We start from the raw sequence: 18213 nt of genomic DNA, 5'->3' as shown, positions 1-18213 counted from the left end.
CTTTCCTTCTTATTGAGCCTGTGTTGGATCTGGCGCAGCCGCTCCGTCCGGTGGTGCGGCACCGTCTGGAGGTGCGGCACCGTCCTGCGGCATAGTGCCGCCCATACCGCGGCCGCCTCCGCCGCCCATGCCACGACCGCCGCGGCCGCCACCGCCCATGCCGCCGCCAAATCCGCTTTGGGCTTCCGTTACGCCGGACTCATTCACCCAAGTGACTAGCGTCTCTGCGGCGAAGGATACTACCTTTGTGCCGCCGCTGTATTCACCGTCTGCATAAAGCCCGTTTGTTGCAGTGCCCGTCGATTGGCCGCCCGAGTACAAGGTGTACGAAGCGCCCTTTGCCATATCCGGCGTGCTGATATATACCGCCTGATAGCTCTTCGCAGGTGCTGCCGTCACAATCGCCTTACCTGATTCATCTTCCAAATGAACCAGTGTTCCTGCCGCCTGTGCCTGCGGGAACATCATCAGAACGCCTGCTTGTGTCGAGCTGTCCGATGCCGCCTGTACCATGCCGGAGCTTCCCGCCGCAACCAGCGTACCTCCCGTCATGTTGAAGGTACCGTCATAATCCAGCGAGCCGTTGCCGTTCATTGTTGGACCATTAACAAACACGGTTCCTCCGGACATCGCAATCGAGCCGTTCGCATCGAGACCGTCACCTGCTGCATCAACGGTCAGTGTGCCGCCGCTGATTGTGAGAAGCCCTTCTGAAGCACCGCTTGCCGGACTTCCGCCGCCTCCCGGAGCAGCACCGTCAACACCGGAACCGTCGGCGCCCGTTGCTGCATTGAGACCGTCATCGCTTGCCACAACCTGAATATCTCCGCCTGCAATCGTAATATCCGTTGCTTCAATACCCTCGTTGCTCTTCGTAATGTTAATTGTTCCGCCAGAGATCAGCATGGCCATCTCCGCATGGATACCGTCGTCACCGGCCGAAATCTCGAAGCCACCGCTTGCAATCGCTAAACCGCCAGTGCTGTGCAGCGCGTCTTTCCCGGTCTGAATGTTATACGTGCCGCCATCCAAGACGATAATACCTTCTTCGCCTTCTGTATCATTGGTTGTCTTGATGCCGTGACCTTCTGCGTTCAGCGTAAACGATCCGTCCTTTACGGCGACAAGGTCTCGCCCCATCATGGCATCATCCGCCGCCTGGATTTCGAACGTGCCGCCGGTAATTTTCAGCTTATCCTTGCTGGCAATACCATTATTGTAGTTCCCTTCCACGGTCAGCTTGCCCGTACCGTTAATCGTCATATCGTCTTTGCTGAAAATAGCCGCATTGGGCTCATCCGTCTCCGCATCCGGGAATACATACGAATCGCCGTCGGATACCACGTTGCTTGTGCCTTCCGGCAGGGACAGAATCAGCTTGCCCGCTTCTTCTACATAGATCGGGGAGCTCTTGCTGTAATGAATCTCCGCTCCGTTCAGTACAAGCCGCACGGTTCCTTTATCCGCGACGTTCACGACGATCCGGCCTTCATCCAGCTTGCCGCTTGCCACGTAGGTTCCGGCTGCCGTAATGGTAATGATGCCGTCCTTCACTTCCGCACCCGAGCCGTCAACCGTTGCGGTCGTACCGTTTAACGTAAGCGTTGTTGCATCGGATGCGCTCCAATCCGAATACGCGTCGTCCTCGTCATACTCCACCTCGGTGTCCAGATCAAAGCTTGCCGTTTGAACGGCTGCTGCTGTTTCGCTTGTGTTGGTGCTGCCTGCAGCGCCGGTGGTATTCGTAGTGGCGTTGGAATTGGAATTGTTATTGCATGCCGACAGAGCCGCCGCGCATAATAAAATGAATGCCAGTTTACTTAATCTCTTTTTCTTGTTCATCGTTTCTCTTCCTCTCTATATTGCATTCGCAGTATCAAGCTTCAACGACCGTAGGGGTCATCGTTAAGGAAATATCAAGATTGCCGTTCCGGCAGCGGATCGCATCAATAAGTTCCTTCTGGTTCGTGGAAGGATCCAGCGTGACCGCATAGACCAGCTCGTACAAGCTGCCGAGCTCGGTTGTTCTTACTTTTTTGAGCTCATATTGCACATTAAAGATGTTGAAGACTTCGGCAAAAGCTTCCTCATAACCAAGGTTCTCCGGAATGGTTACCTTAAGCAGCTTCTGGGCGGACGACTTTGAGCCGAACTTCACGGCTTTCAGCAGGAACATCAAGAGACAGAGCACGACGGTGAACAGAACCGCGTAGCCGTAAGCGCCAACGCCGCACGCAAGTCCAGCCGCCATGGTGAACAGAACGAAGGCAATATCCTTCGGATCACCGGGCGCGCTTCGGAACCGGATTATGGAGAAGGCACCCGCAAGGCTGAACGCTCTGGCGATATTGCTGCCGATGAGCAGAATGATAATCGCAACGATGGTTGGCAGAACAATCATGGTTAATGCAAAATTTTGCGCGTAGACCGTTTGTGTTTTCATATACGTAAAGCTGATCATCGCACCTAACGCAAACGATAATAACAACGTAAGTATAGCTTGGCCGAATGTTAATTCGGTCACGGTGGCCGTGGTGCTGAAGAGGGAATCAATCATAGTAAAAAGCGCTCCTTTATTCGTTCTTCTTGCCTTATATTCATGCGGTATTCATTGCCGTATTTCGAGAATCCCATCCGAAACATTCCAAGCTCGGACAGCAGCTGTGCGAGCCAGACGGGAACCGTCTTCTCGGCTTTCACTTCCATCAGCCATTGATCCTTGGCCATAATCAGATCCCCGTGGTCGCCGGCCTCCAGCCTGAGATCATGCCGTCTTGAGCGGATATTCGTATCGAAGGTAACCCGCAGATCCCGGTTGTTTTTGCAGAACATGGCGATCCGGTCGTAAGCCAGATACACCTTGGGCTGCAGTTCATAACGGCCGAGAAAATATTTGATTTCCTGAATGACCTGCTTGTTCATATAAGGCTTCAGCTCCGGCTCGGCTCCCGTGCGGACGAATTCGTACGCCTCATCCAGCGTCAGTCCCGTTCTCCGTTTGTTTACCAGGCCAAATACTTTCTTTTTCAGCTCCAGATACACCTTGGCATCCTGCTTCGGAACACCGTATGCTCTAAGCCTGAGCTTTTCCCGGTATTTCGGCTTCGCCAGACTGGTGCGGATAATGGAATGCTGGTCGGTATCAAAGTACAGATTGCTTATGGAGTAGAACTGATCGTTCTTGTTGTATTCGTCGAGCTCCATATAATCAAGCAGCCGGTTATATATCTCGACAAACGACTGATTATCCATCAAATACTTGTTCTCATGTCGGTTAAATACCTCAATGGCCATTGTTCAAGCTCCTTTCCTTGCGGCATGCCGCCTGTTCATGTCTGTATCATAGAGCGGCAACCTTTAATGAATCTTAAATGTTTGTAAAGGGATTTCAGGTTTGTTTTTCGAATTAAGATTGATTAAAGGTTCCCTACCTATAATAGGTTTGCAAGGGCAGCAATTACGAAAAGAGGAATACTTCATGCGAATACTAATAGTAGAAGACGAGGTTAATCTGGCGGATGCCTTATCTCAAATATTGAAAAAGAATAATTACTCCGTTGACGTTGTCCATGACGGACAATCGGGGCTCGATAACGCCTTATGCGGCATTTATGATCTGCTGCTGCTCGATATCATGCTTCCGGAGATGGACGGCATTACGGTACTGAAGAAGCTTCGGGATGAAGGAATCGCAACGCCGGTCATTATGCTCACCGCCAAAGGAGAGATTAACGATAAAATAACCGGACTCGACTATGGAGCGGATGATTATGTAGCAAAGCCATTCTCAACAGGCGAGCTGCTGGCCCGCATTAGGGCGGCATTAAGAAGAAGAGGCGAAGTGGTGCCGGAGGACAGCCTGAAGTTCGGCGACATTGAGCTCAGCGCGGCGAATTTGAAGCTTATTTGCAAAGGGAAAGAATTAAAGGTCATTCTGAAGGAAAGCGAACTGATGGAGCTGCTCATTGTGAGGAAAACGGCGGTTACTTCCAAAGAGCAGATTATCGAGAAGCTGTGGGGGTTCGACTCGGACGTGGAGCATAACAATGTGGAAGTGTACATTTCCTTCCTGCGGAAGAAGCTCGTATTTCTCCAATCCTCGGTCAAAATCAGTACGATTCGTGGCGTGGGCTACGTACTGGAGGCGACCTCCTAATGTTTAATCGGCTGCGCAACCGGTTCCTGATTGTAAACATGGTAATCATCAGCTTTATAATGATTCTGGCCTTTTCCACGATCTATACGATCACTTATCAGAACAACCGCAAGACAATGAATGAGGACCTTATCAAAATCTCGGAATTTTACCGCAAGCAGGACGGCCCTGTGGGCGGCAAGTACGGCGGCGGCAATCATGGCCGCGGCGACATGATGTTACCGGAAGGCAGCATAAAAGCCGGTCCGCCGCCTGAGCGGTCGGTATCTTTTGCCCTTACGACGGATAACGAGTGGACAATAACGAAGACAGACTCCCGCTTCGATATGGACAGCGAATTTTATGATTTGGCGATCAAAGCTGCCTCTAACGGTGATTCCAACCGCGGCGAGTTTAATCTGGACGGCAACCGGTGGGCTTATGATGTGCAGCAGACTATGAACGGCTATTCGGTTGTTTTCCTTGATGTCACGAATCAGCATCAATTCCTGATGACGCTCTTATATACCTTCCTTGCCGTAGGCTGCATCATGCTTATCGTCATTTATTTCACGAGCCGTTACTTCGCTAACCGCTCCATCGCTCCGGTCAAGGAGGCCTTCGATAAGCAGCAGCGGTTCATCGCGGACGCCTCCCATGAGCTGCGGACGCCGCTCGCCGTCATTAATACGAATGCGGATGTGCTGCTGTCCAACAATGATGATCTCATCCGCAATCAGGAGAAGTGGCTGCATCATATTAAGTCGGAGACGGAGCGGATGCGGACGCTGACAAGCGACCTGCTCTACCTGACCCAAATGGATGATGCGCGGGACAACGTGATTTTCGCTCCCTTCGACTTAAGTGAAGCGGTGGAAAGTGTTATTCTGACGCTTGAAGCGGTAATCTTCGAAAAGGACATTGCGCTCAGCTATGACATTTCACCGGAGCTGTCCATTAACGGCAACGTCGAGCAGATGAAGCAGGTGACGCTGATCCTGCTGGATAATGCCATCAAGTATACGAATACGAAGGGCTCGATCGATCTGACGCTGAGGAAACATGGCAGCGAGGTCATGCTCACCGTGACCAACTCCGGAGAAGGCATCTCGCCCGAGCATTTGCACAAAATTTTTGACCGCTTCTACCGCGCTGACGCCTCCCGCTCCCGGAAGAACGGCGGCTACGGCCTCGGCCTTGCCATCGCCAAAGCGATCGTGGAGCAGCATAAAGGCAAGATCCACGCCAAAAGCGTACCGGGCGAAACCACCTCGTTCTACGTTCAGCTTCCCGCTGAGCGCCATTAATCTCATTAAAAGCGGTCATGCAGGTGTTACCCTGCATGACCGCTTTTTTCATATGGGAGGCTTCCGGCAGCTGTAGCCTCGGCACTTCCCTGCTCACTATAGCAGGGATGAGGGGGCCTTAATCCCGCCATTTAGGCGCCCCAGGGTCCGCCAGGACCCTGCAGCTTTCCTACCTGCCGGCCCCTCAGATAGGAAGGGGCGGATCTTGGGTAAGCAGGTGGGTTTGGAGGGAGGCTGGGGTATCCCCTGAGGAGCGGAGCGTTCGCCTTTGCCTTGCGGGAAATATCCGCCGACAAGCGGATTCCAATCGAAATTTCCTGCCAGGCAACAGCGACCGAAGGGGATACCCCAGCTCCCCACCCACCTACAACCAGCCATCCATCATTCATATCCCCTCCCCCCTCCCCTATTTAAGTTTAACTAAAGGTTCCCGCTCTAAGATTACTCCATAACCACAAGGCATCTGCCTATTAAGGAGTTGATCTTAATTTTCCGCACACGCAAAAAAACCAAAATCATCACCATTATAGCGGTCATTCTGCTCATCATCGCAGCCATTCTGTACAAGCTCGCCGACCGGTATTTGATTGAGCACGTTGAGGTGAAAGTCACGCCGGGCTCCGTATCCAATTCGGGTTCGAGCTCCGGCACAAGCAGCGGCACCTCCGCGACTACGTCAACCAACGCCGAATACGATGACTGGAATTACAAGGATGACAACCAGACGATCAGCATCAAGCAGGTGCAGACCGGCTCCGGCTCGGATATGATCACCTACTATGTTGCTGACGTCACCTTTAACAGCACAACCAACCTGCTTACCGCTTTCGCCAAGGATTCCTTTGGCACCAATATTATTCAGAATACGTCAACTATCGCGGCCGATCACAATGCCATCTTCGCGATTAACGGCGATTACTACGGCTTCCGCAGCGACGGAGTTGTTATTCGTAACGGCACCGTCTACCGGGATGAACCGGCAAGGATTGGTCTTGCCCTGTTCAATGACGGTACGCTGAAGTCTTACGACGAAGAGGAGACATCAACAGATGAGCTGCTCGCGCAAGGAGTAACAAACGCGTTCTCCTTTGGTCCCGCTCTGGTCACGGACGGTAAAATCGCCGGTGACTTCAGCCATGTCGAGATTGATAAAAACTTTGGCAACCGCTCGATTCAGGCCTCCAATCCGCGCACCGGCATTGGCATGATCTCGCCGAACCACTTCCTGCTTGTCATTGTTGACGGCAGAAGCACGGGCTATAGCCGAGGCATGACGCTGACGGAATTCGCCGATCTGTTCAAGGAGCTTGGAGCGACCGAGGCGTATAACCTCGACGGCGGCGGTTCGTCCACGATGTACTTCATGGGCCGGGTGGTTAACAATCCGCTTGGCAAGGGCAATGAACGTGGTGTAAGCGACATTATCTATATTCCTCAATCCTAAGAAACGGAGGCCACAACAATGACGATCTTAATCCCCTCATACGAGCCGGACGAAAGGCTGCTCACGCTAATTCATCATCTAAAGGAGGAAACCGGCGTCGCCTCCATTCTGATTGTGGATGACGGCAGCGGCGAGCAATACAAGGCGATCTTCGAATCGGCGGCAGAGGCTGGTTGTACGGTACTCCGGCATACGGTCAATAAGGGCAAAGGCAGTGCGTTAAAAACCGGCTTCGATTATGTCCGGCAGCATGGCGGCCATGACGGTGTTGTCTGTGCCGACAGCGACGGGCAGCACCTGCCGGAGGATATTCTGAAAATAACGGATGCGGTACGCAAAAACCGCAATCATATCGTATTAGGAAGCCGGCAATTCACCGGCAAAGTACCGCTGCGCAGCCGCTTCGGCAACTCCGCGACCCGAATGGTCTACTCGCTTGCGACAGGCAAGCCGATCCGGGATACGCAGACCGGCCTGCGCGGTTATTCCTCCGACATGCTGGACTGGCTATGCGAGGTTCCCGGCGATCGCTTCGAATATGAAATGAACATGCTGCTTGAGGCGCCGAAGGCAGGTTATGACTTCGTAGAGGTGCCGATCGAGACGGTCTATCTGGAGGATAACAAGTCCTCCCACTTCCGTCCGCTTACCGATTCGGCACGCATTTACTTCCCGTTCCTGAAGTTCTGCACCTCATCGGGCTTCGCGGCTGTACTTGATTTCGTGCTGCTGTTCCTCTTCCAGTGGCTGACCTCGAGTCTGCTCATTGCGGTAATCGGGGCCAGGGTAATCAGCTCCATCTTCAACTTCACGATGAACCGCCGCTTTGTCTTTAACGATGGGCAAGCCATTTCGATCAAGAAGTCGCTTCCCCGCTACTTCTCTCTTGTAGTCGTCATCATGATCTCGAACTATGCCCTTCTGTATCTCTTCCATGAGAGCATAAAGATCCCGCTATTTGCGGCCAAGCTGATGACGGAGGCTCTTCTGTTCGCCTTCAGCTACCTGGTGCAGCGGAGATTCGTTTACTAAAGGTAGATTGGAATAAAAAAGGGCTGTCCAAAAGTCATTAAAGATGATGACGTTGGACAGCCTTTTCTTTTCTGTACGTTGGATTTTTTACAGTTGAATCATCCGTTTAAGCGACTTCGTATTCATTAGAATGGAGTCCATCCAACCTAATCTCCGTTGAAACGAGGAATCCGTTCCAAGTTAGCACATTATACTGCATCTACTCCAACGTAGAAGGCTAACTAGCAACAATTATCTTTATAGATTGGATGAAATCCAGCGTACCCTCTGTCCTCACAAAAAAGGAACTGAGCTATCAGCCCTTGACTAAGCCCGGCAGCTTCTTTTGTAACCCTTTCTACTGCTTCGTCTTACGCTGCGACAAAATCTCCGGTATATGAAGCTCACGAAGGAGCGAGACAATCTCCGCCGCACTACTCTTGTTAAACTTTTTCAGAATGCTGTTCATTTGCGATTTTAAGGTCGAAGGCTCTACATGCCGCAGCTTGCAAATTTCCTGGCGTGTGTAGTCCTTCATCAAGAGCTCCAGCACCTCAAGCTCGGTTGGCGTCAGCTGGGAGAAAATATAAAAGTTATGCAGCAGACTGTCTTCCGTCGTCTTGATTCGCTTGAATTCCTTCGTAATCTTGCCCGCAATATTCGAATGCAGGGACGGCCGGTCATAATAGGCATCCTTGACCGCCTCCAGGATCGACTCGGCCGGCATGTTCTTGAGCAAATAATTCGTTGCCCCCAGCTCAAAGGCGCGGAACACCGTCTCATCCGTCTCGCATACGGTCAGCATGACAATCTTGATATCCGGCATGTAATTCAATATTTCGGAGGTGGCCCGGAGGCCCGCCTGTTTATCTTCCAGCTCGATGTCCATCAGAATCACATCCGGCTTGTTCAGCGCAGCCAGCATCGTGCCTTCATAGCCGCTGGCTGCCCGCCCGACAAACTCAATCTCTTCATCCTTTGACAGGATCATCTGATATCGCTTACAAATTAAGGGATCATCTTCTACAATCAGTACTTTAATGGGCGTGCTCATGCCGCTTCATCTCCTCTCCTTGTCCATCGAAAGTAACGGAATAACGATATGAAACGCAGTACCGCTCCCAACCTTGCTATCCACGCTGATCTTGCCCCCATGGGCCGTAATGATGGTATGGCAGATCGACAGCCCCATCCCCCAGTTGGTCGCGGTAGGCTTGGACGAATAGAAGGGCTGAAATATATTTGCCTGGTTCTCTTCCGAAATACCCGGCCCGTTATCTTGAATGACGAGCTCTGCCCATTTATTTTTCACATTGACCAATACATCAATCTGCCGGGCTTTCTCCGGGACAAACTCGAGCGCTTCCGCGGCATTCGTCATGATATTCTCTACCGCTTGGGACAAATAATAAGGGTCGGCCATAATCATCAGCTTCCGCTGAGATCTTGCATAATTGACCCGGATAGACTTTAATTCCACGCCCATCTCGGCCAGCAGCTTATCGAGCAGATCAAATAGAGACACGGGTTCCAGCTCGATTCTGGACTTCAGGTTCTTCTGATGAATGGCATCAAGGCGAGTATAGACCTTATTGCAGCGCTGTTCAATGACCTGCAGCTCCTCCACCAGCTCCGGCTGCTCCTCGTACAGACTCTCCAGGTATTCTGTCTGCGCCTTAATGGCCAGCAGCTCGTTCTTCATATAGTGGCTGAATACACGGGAGGTTAACAGAGCCGAATCGATATTTCGCGAAATAATTGTCTCCTGGTTATTAATCTTATTTTGTATCCGCGCGTACTTGTAGATGCTGTACAGACTCACAAACAGGCAAAGCCCCGATACATACGGCAATAACGAATAGATCGACGGATTGCCTACGAGATTCATCGGTTTATACCGGACAAAATGAGCCGCCTTCGACACATGCACCAGTATATTGGGAGCCCAATAATTCATGTAATAGTACGTAATTTGAACCGATACATACGAGATGCTAATCATAACGATATTGCTTCGTATTTGACGGACTTTCGGGGCATTATACAGAGCATATAAGAGCAGCATTATGCCTGTTGCGATAAACAGCGTATTAACCGTCAAAGTTGCCTTATGGACTGTTTCATAGAGCGAATTCAACCGCTGAGCGGACATATAATCCGGATAAAGCCTGTAATACAGATGCTCATAAAAGACCGGGTCATAGATGACCGCCTGCAGCACGCAAGGTACGGCGATTATCCCAAGCAGCCGTCTGCTTCGCTTTGCATCCGGATCAAAGGCGAAATACATCGCGGAGCAAAGTCCCGTATACAGAAACAACAGCGTGAACAGATGAAAAATACGAATAAGGGCAAGCCGGGAAACCGGCAGGAACAGCAGCTGGTTTTGCAGCCCTTTTTTGATGCCGAAATAGTTGCCCAGGCTGTTGTAATAATAAGCATCCTTGCTCATGTAGGTAATGATGCAGGTCACGACGATCAGATAGGACAAGCCCATCAGCAGCATAAACAGCGTGGCCTTTGTATATTTCTGTTGTGTCAGGCAGAATACCGCGATCGCAATAAATAACAGGAACACAAAGAAGATAAACATAGATGCCGTCCTTTCGACCAAATGAACCAAATAACATTTATTTTATTTGATCTTTACGCTGCTGTAGAGGTTGAAATTTTATACAACCGCCTTTCTATATCCTCCCGTCAATCCCCAATGTATTATGCAAGTCCAGCCCTTCCTCCTGTTCCAAGCGATGATAAAACTTCAACCTTACCGAATTGGCCGGACAGATTTACTATAAAAGGACTACAAAGCTTAGGAGGGAACATTACGATGAAAACTCGCAGCTACTTCAGCTTGGCCCTTATTGCTGCTCTTGGCGTAACCGCTGCCGGATGCGGCTCAAACGATACAAATACACAAAATAGTGCGGCAAGCGGCGGCAAGACCGTCCTGCAATACTACACCTGGACGGACGAGGCCGATTATATGCAGAAGGTTGTGGATGCCTTTAACGCACAAAGCAGCACCGCGGAAGTGAAAATGAACACCATCAGCAATAATGCGGATGAGTATAATACCAAAATTATGAACAACCTGACCGGCGGGTCCAAAATGGATCTGTACAGCATGAACGGAACGTCCAGCCTTGGTCTCTACTCTTCCAAAAACCAGCTGGTCGACCTGACCGACCGCATTAAATCGGCCAACCTCGACGTTGGCGCTTACGGCCCAAGCTACCAGGACATCGTCGAGACGCTGACAGGCGGCAAATACGTCGCCCTTCCTTACCGTACTTCGGAGTACGCGTTGTTCTACAACAAAGCGATCTTCGATAAAGAAGGCCTTCCTTATCCAACGCAGATGACTTGGAACGAATACGCGGATCTCGCCAAACAGCTGACCAAAGGCGACGGAGCCGGCAAACAATGGGGCGGCTACTTCGCAGACTGGCTGACGGCGCCGCTTAGCGCTCTTCAGAAGGGGACAACCATTCTCGATGACAGCCTTGATGATGTAGTGGAATGGCTCGACTTCCAAGACCGCTTGTACTACAAAGACCAGTCGCATATGAGCTATAAGCAAATGAACGGCGAAAGCGTTGACTGGATCAAGCAGTTCGAGAGCGGCAATGTCGCGATGCTGGTTAACGGCGAATGGACCGTCAACATGCTGAAGGCCGATATCGCGAGCGGCAAGACCGACATCAACTTCGATATGGCTCCCCTGCCTCTGCCGGAAGGAACCACCGATCCGGTTACCGTTGGCGGCGTGAGTACGTTTATCGGTATTAACCCGGCAAGCAAGAACGCTGATGCCGCCTTCGAATTCGTCAAGTTCCTAGCCGGCGAGCAAGGTGAATCCATCATTGCGCAATCGAGTGTACTGCCGGCCTATTCCAGCGACAAAACAAAGGATGCCTTCCTGAGCGCTACCGGCATTCAAGGCAGCAGCTACTTCTTTGAAGCAAATACGGTTATTGAAAATCAGCCTATCGCCCAAATCGACGAGATTAACCGCTTGTACAACGAGCAGCGCGATCTGTTCCTGTTCGAGGAGATCGACTCGGCGAAGGCGATCCAGAACTACCTGGATGCGCGCAAATCCGTTCTTAATCCTTAACCCGTAAGTATAGCTTAAGCAATCATCGGCTTCCGCTTCTAATGACGGAAGCCGATCTTATTTCAGCAAGGAGGTTCCTTCCATGACCAGCAGACGACTGCCTCAATATAAGCCGTATCTGACGGGGACGCTGTTTATCCTTCCGGCTTTTGTGCTGTTTGCCGTCTTTATCTTCATTCCGCTCGTGTATGGCTTTGTCATGAGCTTTACCGATTACGGCGGCTTTAATGTAAAAGCGAATTTCATCGGCTTTGACAATTATACGAAGTTGTTCAAGGATGATTATTTTATCGTCTCTCTCAAAAACAATCTGGTCTACACGGTCTTATTCGTTCCGCTTACGATGCTGCTGGCCCTGCTGGCTGCTATCGCTCTTAACTCGATCCTTCATCTGCGCAAGTATTTGCGCATGGCCTTTTATTTTCCGCAAATTACGTCTATGGTGTCGATCGCGATTGTCTGGGCGCTGCTGTTCAACCCGATGTCCGGGCCGATCAACCATATGCTTGAAGCGATAGGAATTGCGAATCCGCCGCAGTGGCTGATGTCCTCGAAGTGGGCGCTGATCGCCATTGTAGTGGTTGCGGTATGGAAGAGCTTTGGTTACTACATGATTATTTTGCTGGCGGGCATTCAAGGCATTCCGACTCACCTGTATGAATCCGCGCGGCTTGACGGAGCGAACCGGTTCAAGCAGTTTCTGTACATTACGCTGCCGTCGCTGTCGCCAACCCTGTTTATGGTACTCATTCTTACCATTATTAACTCCTTCCAGGTGTTTGACCTGGTGTCGGTTATGACGGACGGCGGCCCTGGCCGCTCAACAAACGTGCTTGTATTCCGCATTTACCAGGAAGCATTCGTCAACTACCGGATGGGCTATTCCGCCGCGATGTCGACCGTGCTGTTCCTGATTATCATGATTATTTCCCTGATTCAATTCCGGCTCGAGAAAAAATGGGTGACTTATTAAGATGGAAGCGAGGTGCTCATGATGGATGTCACTACTAAATCGAAATGGGGCAAGCTTGCCAGCTATTTGTTGCTTATTGTGCTAGTCGCTTTTTCGATTGCCACTTTGTTCCCGTTCCTATGGATGATCTCGACCTCCCTTCGGACGGACGTGGATCTGTTCAACAATCCGATGAACTGGATCCCAAGCAAGCTCTATTTGCACAATTACCAGGAGGTATGGACGGCGATTCCGTTTGGCCGCTATTTCCTGAATACTCTTAAGCTATCGGTCATTATAACGATTCTGCAGGTTGTCATCTGCTCCATGGCGGCTTACGCCTTCGCGAAGCTGAAGGTCCCGTTCAAGCAGACGATCTTTATCCTGTTCATGACCAACCTGATGATGCCTTGGCATTCGATCATGGTTCCGCAGTTTGCGATTGTCAGCAAGCTGGATCTGTACAACACGCATACCGGCTATGTCCTTATTCAACTATTCAGCGGCTTTGGTATTTTCCTGATGCGTCAATTTTTCCTCAGCCTGCCGAATGAGCTGAACGAGGCTGCCCGAGTGGATGGCTTAAGCGAATGGAAGATTTTCTGGAGGATTATTATGCCTTTGTCGGCGCCAAGCCTCTCCACCTTTGCGATCTTTACCTTCACCTTTATGTGGAACGATTATCTGGCACCGCTAATTTACCTGAACGACGATCTTCTGAAGACTCTTCAGCTTGGTCTTAAGGTGTTCCAGACGGAGCACACGATGGACTACGGCCTTCTGATGGCCGGCACCGTGTTCGCAACGATTCCAATGGTGATTGTGTTCCTGATCGGGGAGCGGTTCTTTATTCAGAGCGTGGCCACTACCGGCATGAAAAACTAATGAGAAGCGAGGTATTGAGATGACAACAAACCTGAACAACTTTGTGCAAGTACGCGGCGAGGATTTTGTCGTGAACGGGGAAAAAATCTTTTTCCGGGGCTTTGGACTAGGCTCCTGGATGAACCTTGAGCACTTTATGATCGGCCTGCCCGGCACGGATACGATGATTAAGAAGGCTTTTGCCGACGTATATGGCGAGGAGCGCGCGGACAAGTTCTTCGACCGCTTCCTGCTGGAGTTCGTGGACGAGAAAGACTTTGAATTCCTGAAGCGGATTGGCGTGAACCATCTCCGGATTCCGTTCAACTACAAGTATTTTATCGATGACCAGAATCCCGGCGAATATAAAAAAGAAGGCTTCGTCTATCTCGACCATATCGTGAATTTGTGCGAGAAATACGAGATATACGGCATTCTCGACCTGCACTCCGTACCAGGCGGACAAAATCCGGACTGGCATTGCGATACGAACTCCGGACTGCCGCTGTTCTGGGAATACAGCGCGCTGCGAGATACCGTCATTAAGCTGTGGGGCCATATCGCCCGGTATTACAAGGATCAGCCTTGGGTCGCGGCTTATGATATCGTTAACGAACCGTCGCAGGTGACCAATGCGAAGGTGTTCAACGAGTTCTATGAGAAGGTTATTGCGGAGATTCGCCAATATGACGAACATCATATCATCTTCATTGAGGGCAATAAATTCACCACCGACTTCACGATGATTGATCCGATTGATGATCCGCAGGTGGCCTATGAATTCCACTTCTATCCGTTTGTGGACGAGCCTGCTGTTCTTACGCCGGAGATGGATCGTGCGCGACGGAAAGAGATTTTTGCAGAGGCCTTTGGCAAGCTGGTCAGCATCCGCGAGAAATACAAACGTCCTGTCTGGTGCGGCGAGCTTGGCCTTGTGTTCGAGCGGGAGCAGATCGATTTCCAAATGACCATTATCGAAGATATGCTCGACCTGTGTGAAGAGCATGATGTATCTTGGGCGCTCTGGACGTACAAGGACGCAGCGACAATGGGCATTGTATATCCGAAGGCCGATACGCCGTGGAGACAATTAACCGATGAGATCAAGCAGGTGTGGAACCAGCACAAGGAGCAGGAAAAAGGCGAAGCGCTCGTTGACTACATGGCGGCAACCTACTTCAAGCCGATCTCGGCAGAAGAGCGTTACCCGCTGCAGTTCCGGATGAGAACCATTATGCAGGCGATTTGCGTGGAGCAGATGCTGAAGCCGTACCTCGAGAAACGTCCGTGGGAAGAGATGTACCAGCTTCCGGCCTCGTTCCACTGGGAAAACTGCGAGCATTGGAGCGAGCTTGCGACGCTGATCGGGAAGTATACGAAGGTATAAGCCTACAAAGCATACGGAAAAAGGACGATATCCCGGCGGATATCGTCCTTTTCGTTTATTTCGATAGCTCAGTCCATTTATTTGCCTGCTCCGGAGGCGAGTAAGCTGCCATTTTATCGAGCAATGCGGATGGATTCTCTTCAAAAAGCATCAGTCCCAGATTGGTATCCCGCATAAAGCCTGCCGAGACGGCCTGCGTCAGCATATCGGCAATCGGCTGATAGAAGCCCTTCACATTCAGAATGCCAACCGGCTTCTTATGTATGCCAAGCTGCGCCCAGCTTGCAACCTCAAACAATTCCTCGAACGTCCCAAGCCCGCCCGGCAAAGCAATATAACCGTCCGACAGTTCAGACATAAGAGCCTTCCGCTCATGCATATTCCCGACTTCGTGAAACTCCGTCAGACCGGTATGCATCATCTCGCCTAAGAAAAGTCCACGCGGCATTACTCCCGTAACCCGGCCGCCGTTAGCTAACACAGCATCTGCAACACGCCCCATGAGGCCAATCTTGGAGCCGCCATACACTAATTCGATTCCTTTGGCAGCCATCAGCTCTCCAAGCCGGGTCGCCGTTTGTTCATATTCCGGGCTGTTTCCGACATTGGAGCCGGCAAATACGCAAATTTTGCTCATGATGATCCCCCTGTTATTCTTCGATGTATCGCTTGCTCAGCTTATCTTTATGTGCCTCCAGAATTTCCTCTATGGGAACACCGTACATACTTGCGAGGATAAACACATTGCCTAGGATATCCCCCAGCTCCTCCGTTAAATCCTGCTTCAGCTTGGCCTCGGGCTGCGGCGATTCATCGGGGCGATCTCTTCCAATCTCAATCGCCCGTACCGCCCTTGCCGTCTCTCCGACTTCCTCGGTCAGAAAGGCAATCCTCTCAAAGGGTCCGTAGCTGGACCATCCGCGTTGCTTGTAAAATTCTTGAATCCACTGCTGAATTTCCGTTTCCTTCATGATCAATATTCTCCCCTATTCTTGTTGTCTTCTAATTATATAGGTTGTTCTGTTAACGACTCAACACATGAAGGAAATAGAAAGGACACCCTGCAAGTCCTGCGGGGTGTCCCTTCCCAACATTGCCTTATGAAGTTGCTTTACACTTTGCAATATTCGCGTCCGCGTCTCCCAGAACGTACAGATAAGTGCTGAGCGCATGATAGCATGGGATGGAGTGCTTGAGGGGAAACAGCGCCGAATTAATCTCCAGGCCCGGTTCAAGATGACGGTAACCGGCAATCTCCACCGGCACCTGCGGCACAATATCCGGATGGTTAAATACACGGGTGTTCGCAATGTTCATCCGCTGGAAGGCCTCAACAAAGTGCTTGTCTCCCACGCGTGGCGATGCGAAGGTTACCAGTTCAACATCGATATTCTTGCTTCCGGCAAGAAAGGCATGCAGCGTCGCAAGCGAGCTTCCGAGGCTATGACCGGTCACAAGAAGCTTCGTGCCTTGCGGCAGCGTATCGATCGAATCTATCAGTGTCTGGGTCGGGATGCTGGTATCTGCATACTCCACCATCATGCTGCGGTACAGATTCGTAAAGCCGCTCTCGGTCTTGCCCCCATTCGGCACCTCATGGAACGTCTCCAGCACAAATTCGAAATCCGACAGCCAGTCGAGACTGCTCTCCGTACCGCGAATCGCCACTACCTGCTGCAGCGGGTTATCTAAGGATCTTGCAATAAAGCCTCCAAACTCTTTTTCCTTCAGCTTCTCAAGGTAAGGCGTCATCGTCAGATTCGCCACCAGCTCCCAGCCCGCGGGAAAGTCTGCCGGCTTTACCGGCGACGGATGATTTTGCGCATACATCTCGTAAGCAACCTTAACAAAATGCCCCCAATCAATAAGCTTTTCCATACTAATGGTACTGCTCATTAGAATAGCCCCCCATGCCCAAATAAATGGTTAATTCTACCTTTAATTCGACATGTTCAGGAATAAACCTTCCCAATCCGAGTCATTGGTAGCGGTCCAGCAGCCCGATCAATCGGTCCCGGATCGCTTCTCTTAACTCTTCCGGCCCCTTAAGCACCGCCTCATGCCCCAGCCCGATTAGGAAATCCGTATAAAAAGAAAGTTCGCCTCGGGATACCTCCGCATCCAGGATACCGCTTCCGTCCTCCTTCACTTGCAGCATCGGAGCAAGCCACAGCTCTGCCTCGCAGCGCTGCACCCCTACCCGGCTCAGCTCCACATGAAGGCGGATGGGATCATCCGGCTGGACGGCCTCCTTGCGGCTTAAGCGGATATCGCCAAGATCACGCTTTTCGATACCCGAAGTATCCTCCGACGCCGAGCGGATCCGGTCGCAGCGGAAGACACGGAAGCCCTCGCGCAGGAAGCAGTATGCCGTACAGTACCAGAGTCCGTTATGGGCATAGATGCATACCGGCTGTATTTTGCGGCAGCCCGCTTCATTGTCCTTTGTCTCATATTCGATATCCAATACCTTCTGACGCACCGCTGCATCAAGCAGCACGGACAGACTAGGAGCATCCCCCCGCCTCGTTGGCGTGATGAAATCTACCCGATGCTTCATGCTGTCGATGCGGTCCCGCACGTCGCCGGGCATATGGAGATAGAACTTGTTCAGCGCCGAAGCCGATTCCGCCTCGAACGGCAGCGAAGAGTAATGACGCAGGGCATGTACGGCAAAGAACATCGCCACCGCTTCCTCTTCCGTAAACGCAATCGGGGGCAGCACCCGCTCCCTTAATACCTGATACCCCCCATGCGGCCCAACTTCTGAATAGAGGGGAACACCAAGCTCGCTCAGTTCCTGCAAATCCCTCAGAATCGTCCGCTTCGAGACGCCAAATTCATCGGCCAGCTCCTGCACCTTGAAGCGCCGCTTCCGGTTGACGGTCATCATCAGCTCCATTAATCGTTTGGATTTGGGCATCCCGTTTCCCTCCTAAAATTTATATCCATGACAGAATGTGTCACTATTATCCGCTACGATGAGGGCAAGA

The 18213-nt window shown here is 51.2% G+C and carries 18 protein-coding genes; 8 read left to right on the top strand and 10 right to left on the bottom strand.

Going from position 1 to position 18213, the window contains the following annotated elements; genetic code table 11:
- Nucleotides 1–9 precede the first annotated feature (9 nt).
- Genes BM200_RS25535 through BM200_RS25525 form a run of 3 tightly spaced genes read right to left on the bottom strand, consistent with a single transcriptional unit; the run spans nucleotide 10 to nucleotide 3294 of the window.
- Nucleotides 10–1842 carry a carbohydrate-binding domain-containing protein gene (locus BM200_RS25535; RefSeq protein ID WP_091189565.1) on the bottom strand — a complete coding sequence of 611 codons (1833 nt, stop codon included), beginning with the start codon at nucleotides 1840–1842 and terminating at the stop codon, nucleotides 10–12.
- 34 nt (nucleotides 1843–1876) lie between these two features.
- Nucleotides 1877–2557, bottom strand: a complete 681-nt coding sequence (locus tag BM200_RS25530) for a DUF4956 domain-containing protein (protein WP_091189563.1) — start codon at nucleotides 2555–2557, stop codon at nucleotides 1877–1879.
- Entirely contained in the window at nucleotides 2554–3294 is a 741-nt protein-coding gene (locus tag BM200_RS25525) for a polyphosphate polymerase domain-containing protein (RefSeq protein WP_091189562.1), read from the bottom strand. The genes BM200_RS25530 and BM200_RS25525 overlap by 4 nt, the downstream gene beginning before the upstream one ends.
- A gap of 184 nt (nucleotides 3295–3478) precedes the next feature.
- On the opposite strand from BM200_RS25525, the gene BM200_RS25520 reads away from it, so the two are divergent.
- Both BM200_RS25520 and BM200_RS25515 read left to right on the top strand, forming a co-directional pair.
- Nucleotides 3479–4156 (top strand): response regulator transcription factor, encoded by a 678-nt coding sequence (locus BM200_RS25520; protein ID WP_091189560.1) that lies wholly within the window; start codon nucleotides 3479–3481, stop codon nucleotides 4154–4156.
- Nucleotides 4156–5442: a sensor histidine kinase gene (locus tag BM200_RS25515; RefSeq protein WP_091189559.1), complete on the top strand. Its 1287-nt coding sequence runs from the start codon at nucleotides 4156–4158 to the stop codon at nucleotides 5440–5442. The genes BM200_RS25520 and BM200_RS25515 overlap by 1 nt, the downstream gene beginning before the upstream one ends.
- A 131-nt stretch (nucleotides 5443–5573) precedes the next feature.
- Here the strand turns inward: BM200_RS25515 and BM200_RS25510 are convergent, their stop codons facing one another.
- Nucleotides 5574–5831, bottom strand: a complete 258-nt coding sequence (locus BM200_RS25510; RefSeq protein ID WP_091189557.1) for a hypothetical protein — start codon at nucleotides 5829–5831, stop codon at nucleotides 5574–5576.
- An 89-nt stretch (nucleotides 5832–5920) separates the two neighbouring features.
- Between BM200_RS25510 and BM200_RS25505 the strand changes: the two genes are divergently transcribed.
- Together BM200_RS25505 and BM200_RS25500 are read left to right on the top strand one after the other, a co-directional pair.
- The gene (locus BM200_RS25505) at nucleotides 5921–6886 is read left to right on the top strand and encodes a phosphodiester glycosidase family protein (protein WP_245773151.1); all 966 of its coding nucleotides are present in this window, start codon (nucleotides 5921–5923) and stop codon (nucleotides 6884–6886) included.
- An 18-nt stretch (nucleotides 6887–6904) separates the two neighbouring features.
- Entirely contained in the window at nucleotides 6905–7918 is a 1014-nt protein-coding gene (locus BM200_RS25500) for a bifunctional glycosyltransferase family 2/GtrA family protein (protein ID WP_091189554.1), read from the top strand.
- A gap of 337 nt (nucleotides 7919–8255) precedes the next feature.
- Here BM200_RS25500 and BM200_RS25495 read toward each other — a convergent pair whose 3' ends face one another.
- Entirely contained in the window at nucleotides 8256–8951 is a 696-nt protein-coding gene (locus BM200_RS25495) for a response regulator transcription factor (protein ID WP_091189553.1), read from the bottom strand.
- A 6-nt stretch (nucleotides 8952–8957) separates the two neighbouring features.
- Nucleotides 8958–10490: a sensor histidine kinase gene (locus BM200_RS25490; protein WP_091189551.1), complete on the bottom strand. Its 1533-nt coding sequence runs from the start codon at nucleotides 10488–10490 to the stop codon at nucleotides 8958–8960.
- A gap of 237 nt (nucleotides 10491–10727) precedes the next feature.
- Here BM200_RS25490 and BM200_RS25485 point away from each other — a divergent pair, with 237 nt between their 5' ends.
- The 4 genes from BM200_RS25485 (at nucleotide 10728) to BM200_RS25470 (ending at nucleotide 15220) form a co-directional block, all read left to right on the top strand.
- Complete coding sequence (locus tag BM200_RS25485; protein WP_175533020.1) at nucleotides 10728–12017, top strand: ABC transporter substrate-binding protein; 1290 nt, start codon at nucleotides 10728–10730, stop codon at nucleotides 12015–12017.
- 82 nt (nucleotides 12018–12099) lie between these two features.
- Nucleotides 12100–12990 (top strand): carbohydrate ABC transporter permease, encoded by an 891-nt coding sequence (locus BM200_RS25480; RefSeq protein ID WP_091189548.1) that lies wholly within the window; start codon nucleotides 12100–12102, stop codon nucleotides 12988–12990.
- Between the two features lie 18 nt (nucleotides 12991–13008).
- A complete protein-coding gene (locus BM200_RS25475) occupies nucleotides 13009–13854 on the top strand; it encodes a carbohydrate ABC transporter permease (RefSeq protein WP_245773150.1) in 846 nt (281 codons plus the stop codon).
- A 19-nt stretch (nucleotides 13855–13873) separates the two neighbouring features.
- Nucleotides 13874–15220 (top strand): glycoside hydrolase family 5 protein, encoded by a 1347-nt coding sequence (locus tag BM200_RS25470; protein WP_091189547.1) that lies wholly within the window; start codon nucleotides 13874–13876, stop codon nucleotides 15218–15220.
- A 55-nt stretch (nucleotides 15221–15275) separates the two neighbouring features.
- Here the strand turns inward: BM200_RS25470 and BM200_RS25465 are convergent, their stop codons facing one another.
- The 4 genes from BM200_RS25465 to BM200_RS25450 all read right to left on the bottom strand — a co-directional run bounded on the left by BM200_RS25465 (nucleotide 15276) and on the right by BM200_RS25450 (nucleotide 18143).
- Nucleotides 15276–15857 (bottom strand): LOG family protein, encoded by a 582-nt coding sequence (locus BM200_RS25465; RefSeq protein WP_091189545.1) that lies wholly within the window; start codon nucleotides 15855–15857, stop codon nucleotides 15276–15278.
- Between the two features lie 13 nt (nucleotides 15858–15870).
- The gene (locus BM200_RS25460; RefSeq protein ID WP_091189543.1) at nucleotides 15871–16191 is read right to left on the bottom strand and encodes a MazG nucleotide pyrophosphohydrolase domain-containing protein; all 321 of its coding nucleotides are present in this window, start codon (nucleotides 16189–16191) and stop codon (nucleotides 15871–15873) included.
- Between the two features lie 127 nt (nucleotides 16192–16318).
- Nucleotides 16319–17116: a lipase family protein gene (locus BM200_RS25455; RefSeq protein WP_091189541.1), complete on the bottom strand. Its 798-nt coding sequence runs from the start codon at nucleotides 17114–17116 to the stop codon at nucleotides 16319–16321.
- Between the two features lie 82 nt (nucleotides 17117–17198).
- A complete protein-coding gene (locus BM200_RS25450; protein ID WP_091189539.1) occupies nucleotides 17199–18143 on the bottom strand; it encodes a helix-turn-helix transcriptional regulator in 945 nt (314 codons plus the stop codon).
- Nucleotides 18144–18213 lie beyond the last annotated feature (70 nt).

It is taken from the genome of Paenibacillus catalpae, from assembly GCF_900112695.1.
Lineage (GTDB): Bacteria > Bacillota > Bacilli > Paenibacillales > Paenibacillaceae > Pristimantibacillus > Pristimantibacillus catalpae.
This window is presented reverse-complemented; position numbering and strand designations above follow the sequence as displayed.

Bases quoted from the DNA above. Each gene is read 5' to 3' on its own strand.
- BM200_RS25535 (WP_091189565.1), bottom strand. From the start codon at position 1,842: ATGAACAAGAAAAAGAGATTAAGTAAACTGGCATTCATTTTATTATGC.
- BM200_RS25530 (WP_091189563.1), bottom strand. From the start codon at position 2,557: ATGATTGATTCCCTCTTCAGCACCACGGCCACCGTGACCGAATTAACA.
- BM200_RS25525 (WP_091189562.1), bottom strand. From the start codon at position 3,294: ATGGCCATTGAGGTATTTAACCGACATGAGAACAAGTATTTGATGGAT.
- BM200_RS25520 (WP_091189560.1), top strand. From the start codon at position 3,479: ATGCGAATACTAATAGTAGAAGACGAGGTTAATCTGGCGGATGCCTTA.
- BM200_RS25515 (WP_091189559.1), top strand. From the start codon at position 4,156: ATGTTTAATCGGCTGCGCAACCGGTTCCTGATTGTAAACATGGTAATC.
- BM200_RS25510 (WP_091189557.1), bottom strand. From the start codon at position 5,831: ATGAATGATGGATGGCTGGTTGTAGGTGGGTGGGGAGCTGGGGTATCC.
- BM200_RS25500 (WP_091189554.1), top strand. From the start codon at position 6,905: ATGACGATCTTAATCCCCTCATACGAGCCGGACGAAAGGCTGCTCACG.
- BM200_RS25495 (WP_091189553.1), bottom strand. From the start codon at position 8,951: ATGAGCACGCCCATTAAAGTACTGATTGTAGAAGATGATCCCTTAATT.
- BM200_RS25490 (WP_091189551.1), bottom strand. From the start codon at position 10,490: ATGTTTATCTTCTTTGTGTTCCTGTTATTTATTGCGATCGCGGTATTC.
- BM200_RS25485 (WP_175533020.1), top strand. From the start codon at position 10,728: ATGAAAACTCGCAGCTACTTCAGCTTGGCCCTTATTGCTGCTCTTGGC.
- BM200_RS25480 (WP_091189548.1), top strand. From the start codon at position 12,100: ATGACCAGCAGACGACTGCCTCAATATAAGCCGTATCTGACGGGGACG.
- BM200_RS25475 (WP_245773150.1), top strand. From the start codon at position 13,009: ATGATGGATGTCACTACTAAATCGAAATGGGGCAAGCTTGCCAGCTAT.
- BM200_RS25470 (WP_091189547.1), top strand. From the start codon at position 13,874: ATGACAACAAACCTGAACAACTTTGTGCAAGTACGCGGCGAGGATTTT.
- BM200_RS25465 (WP_091189545.1), bottom strand. From the start codon at position 15,857: ATGAGCAAAATTTGCGTATTTGCCGGCTCCAATGTCGGAAACAGCCCG.
- BM200_RS25460 (WP_091189543.1), bottom strand. From the start codon at position 16,191: ATGAAGGAAACGGAAATTCAGCAGTGGATTCAAGAATTTTACAAGCAA.
- BM200_RS25455 (WP_091189541.1), bottom strand. From the start codon at position 17,116: ATGAGCAGTACCATTAGTATGGAAAAGCTTATTGATTGGGGGCATTTT.
- BM200_RS25450 (WP_091189539.1), bottom strand. From the start codon at position 18,143: ATGCCCAAATCCAAACGATTAATGGAGCTGATGATGACCGTCAACCGG.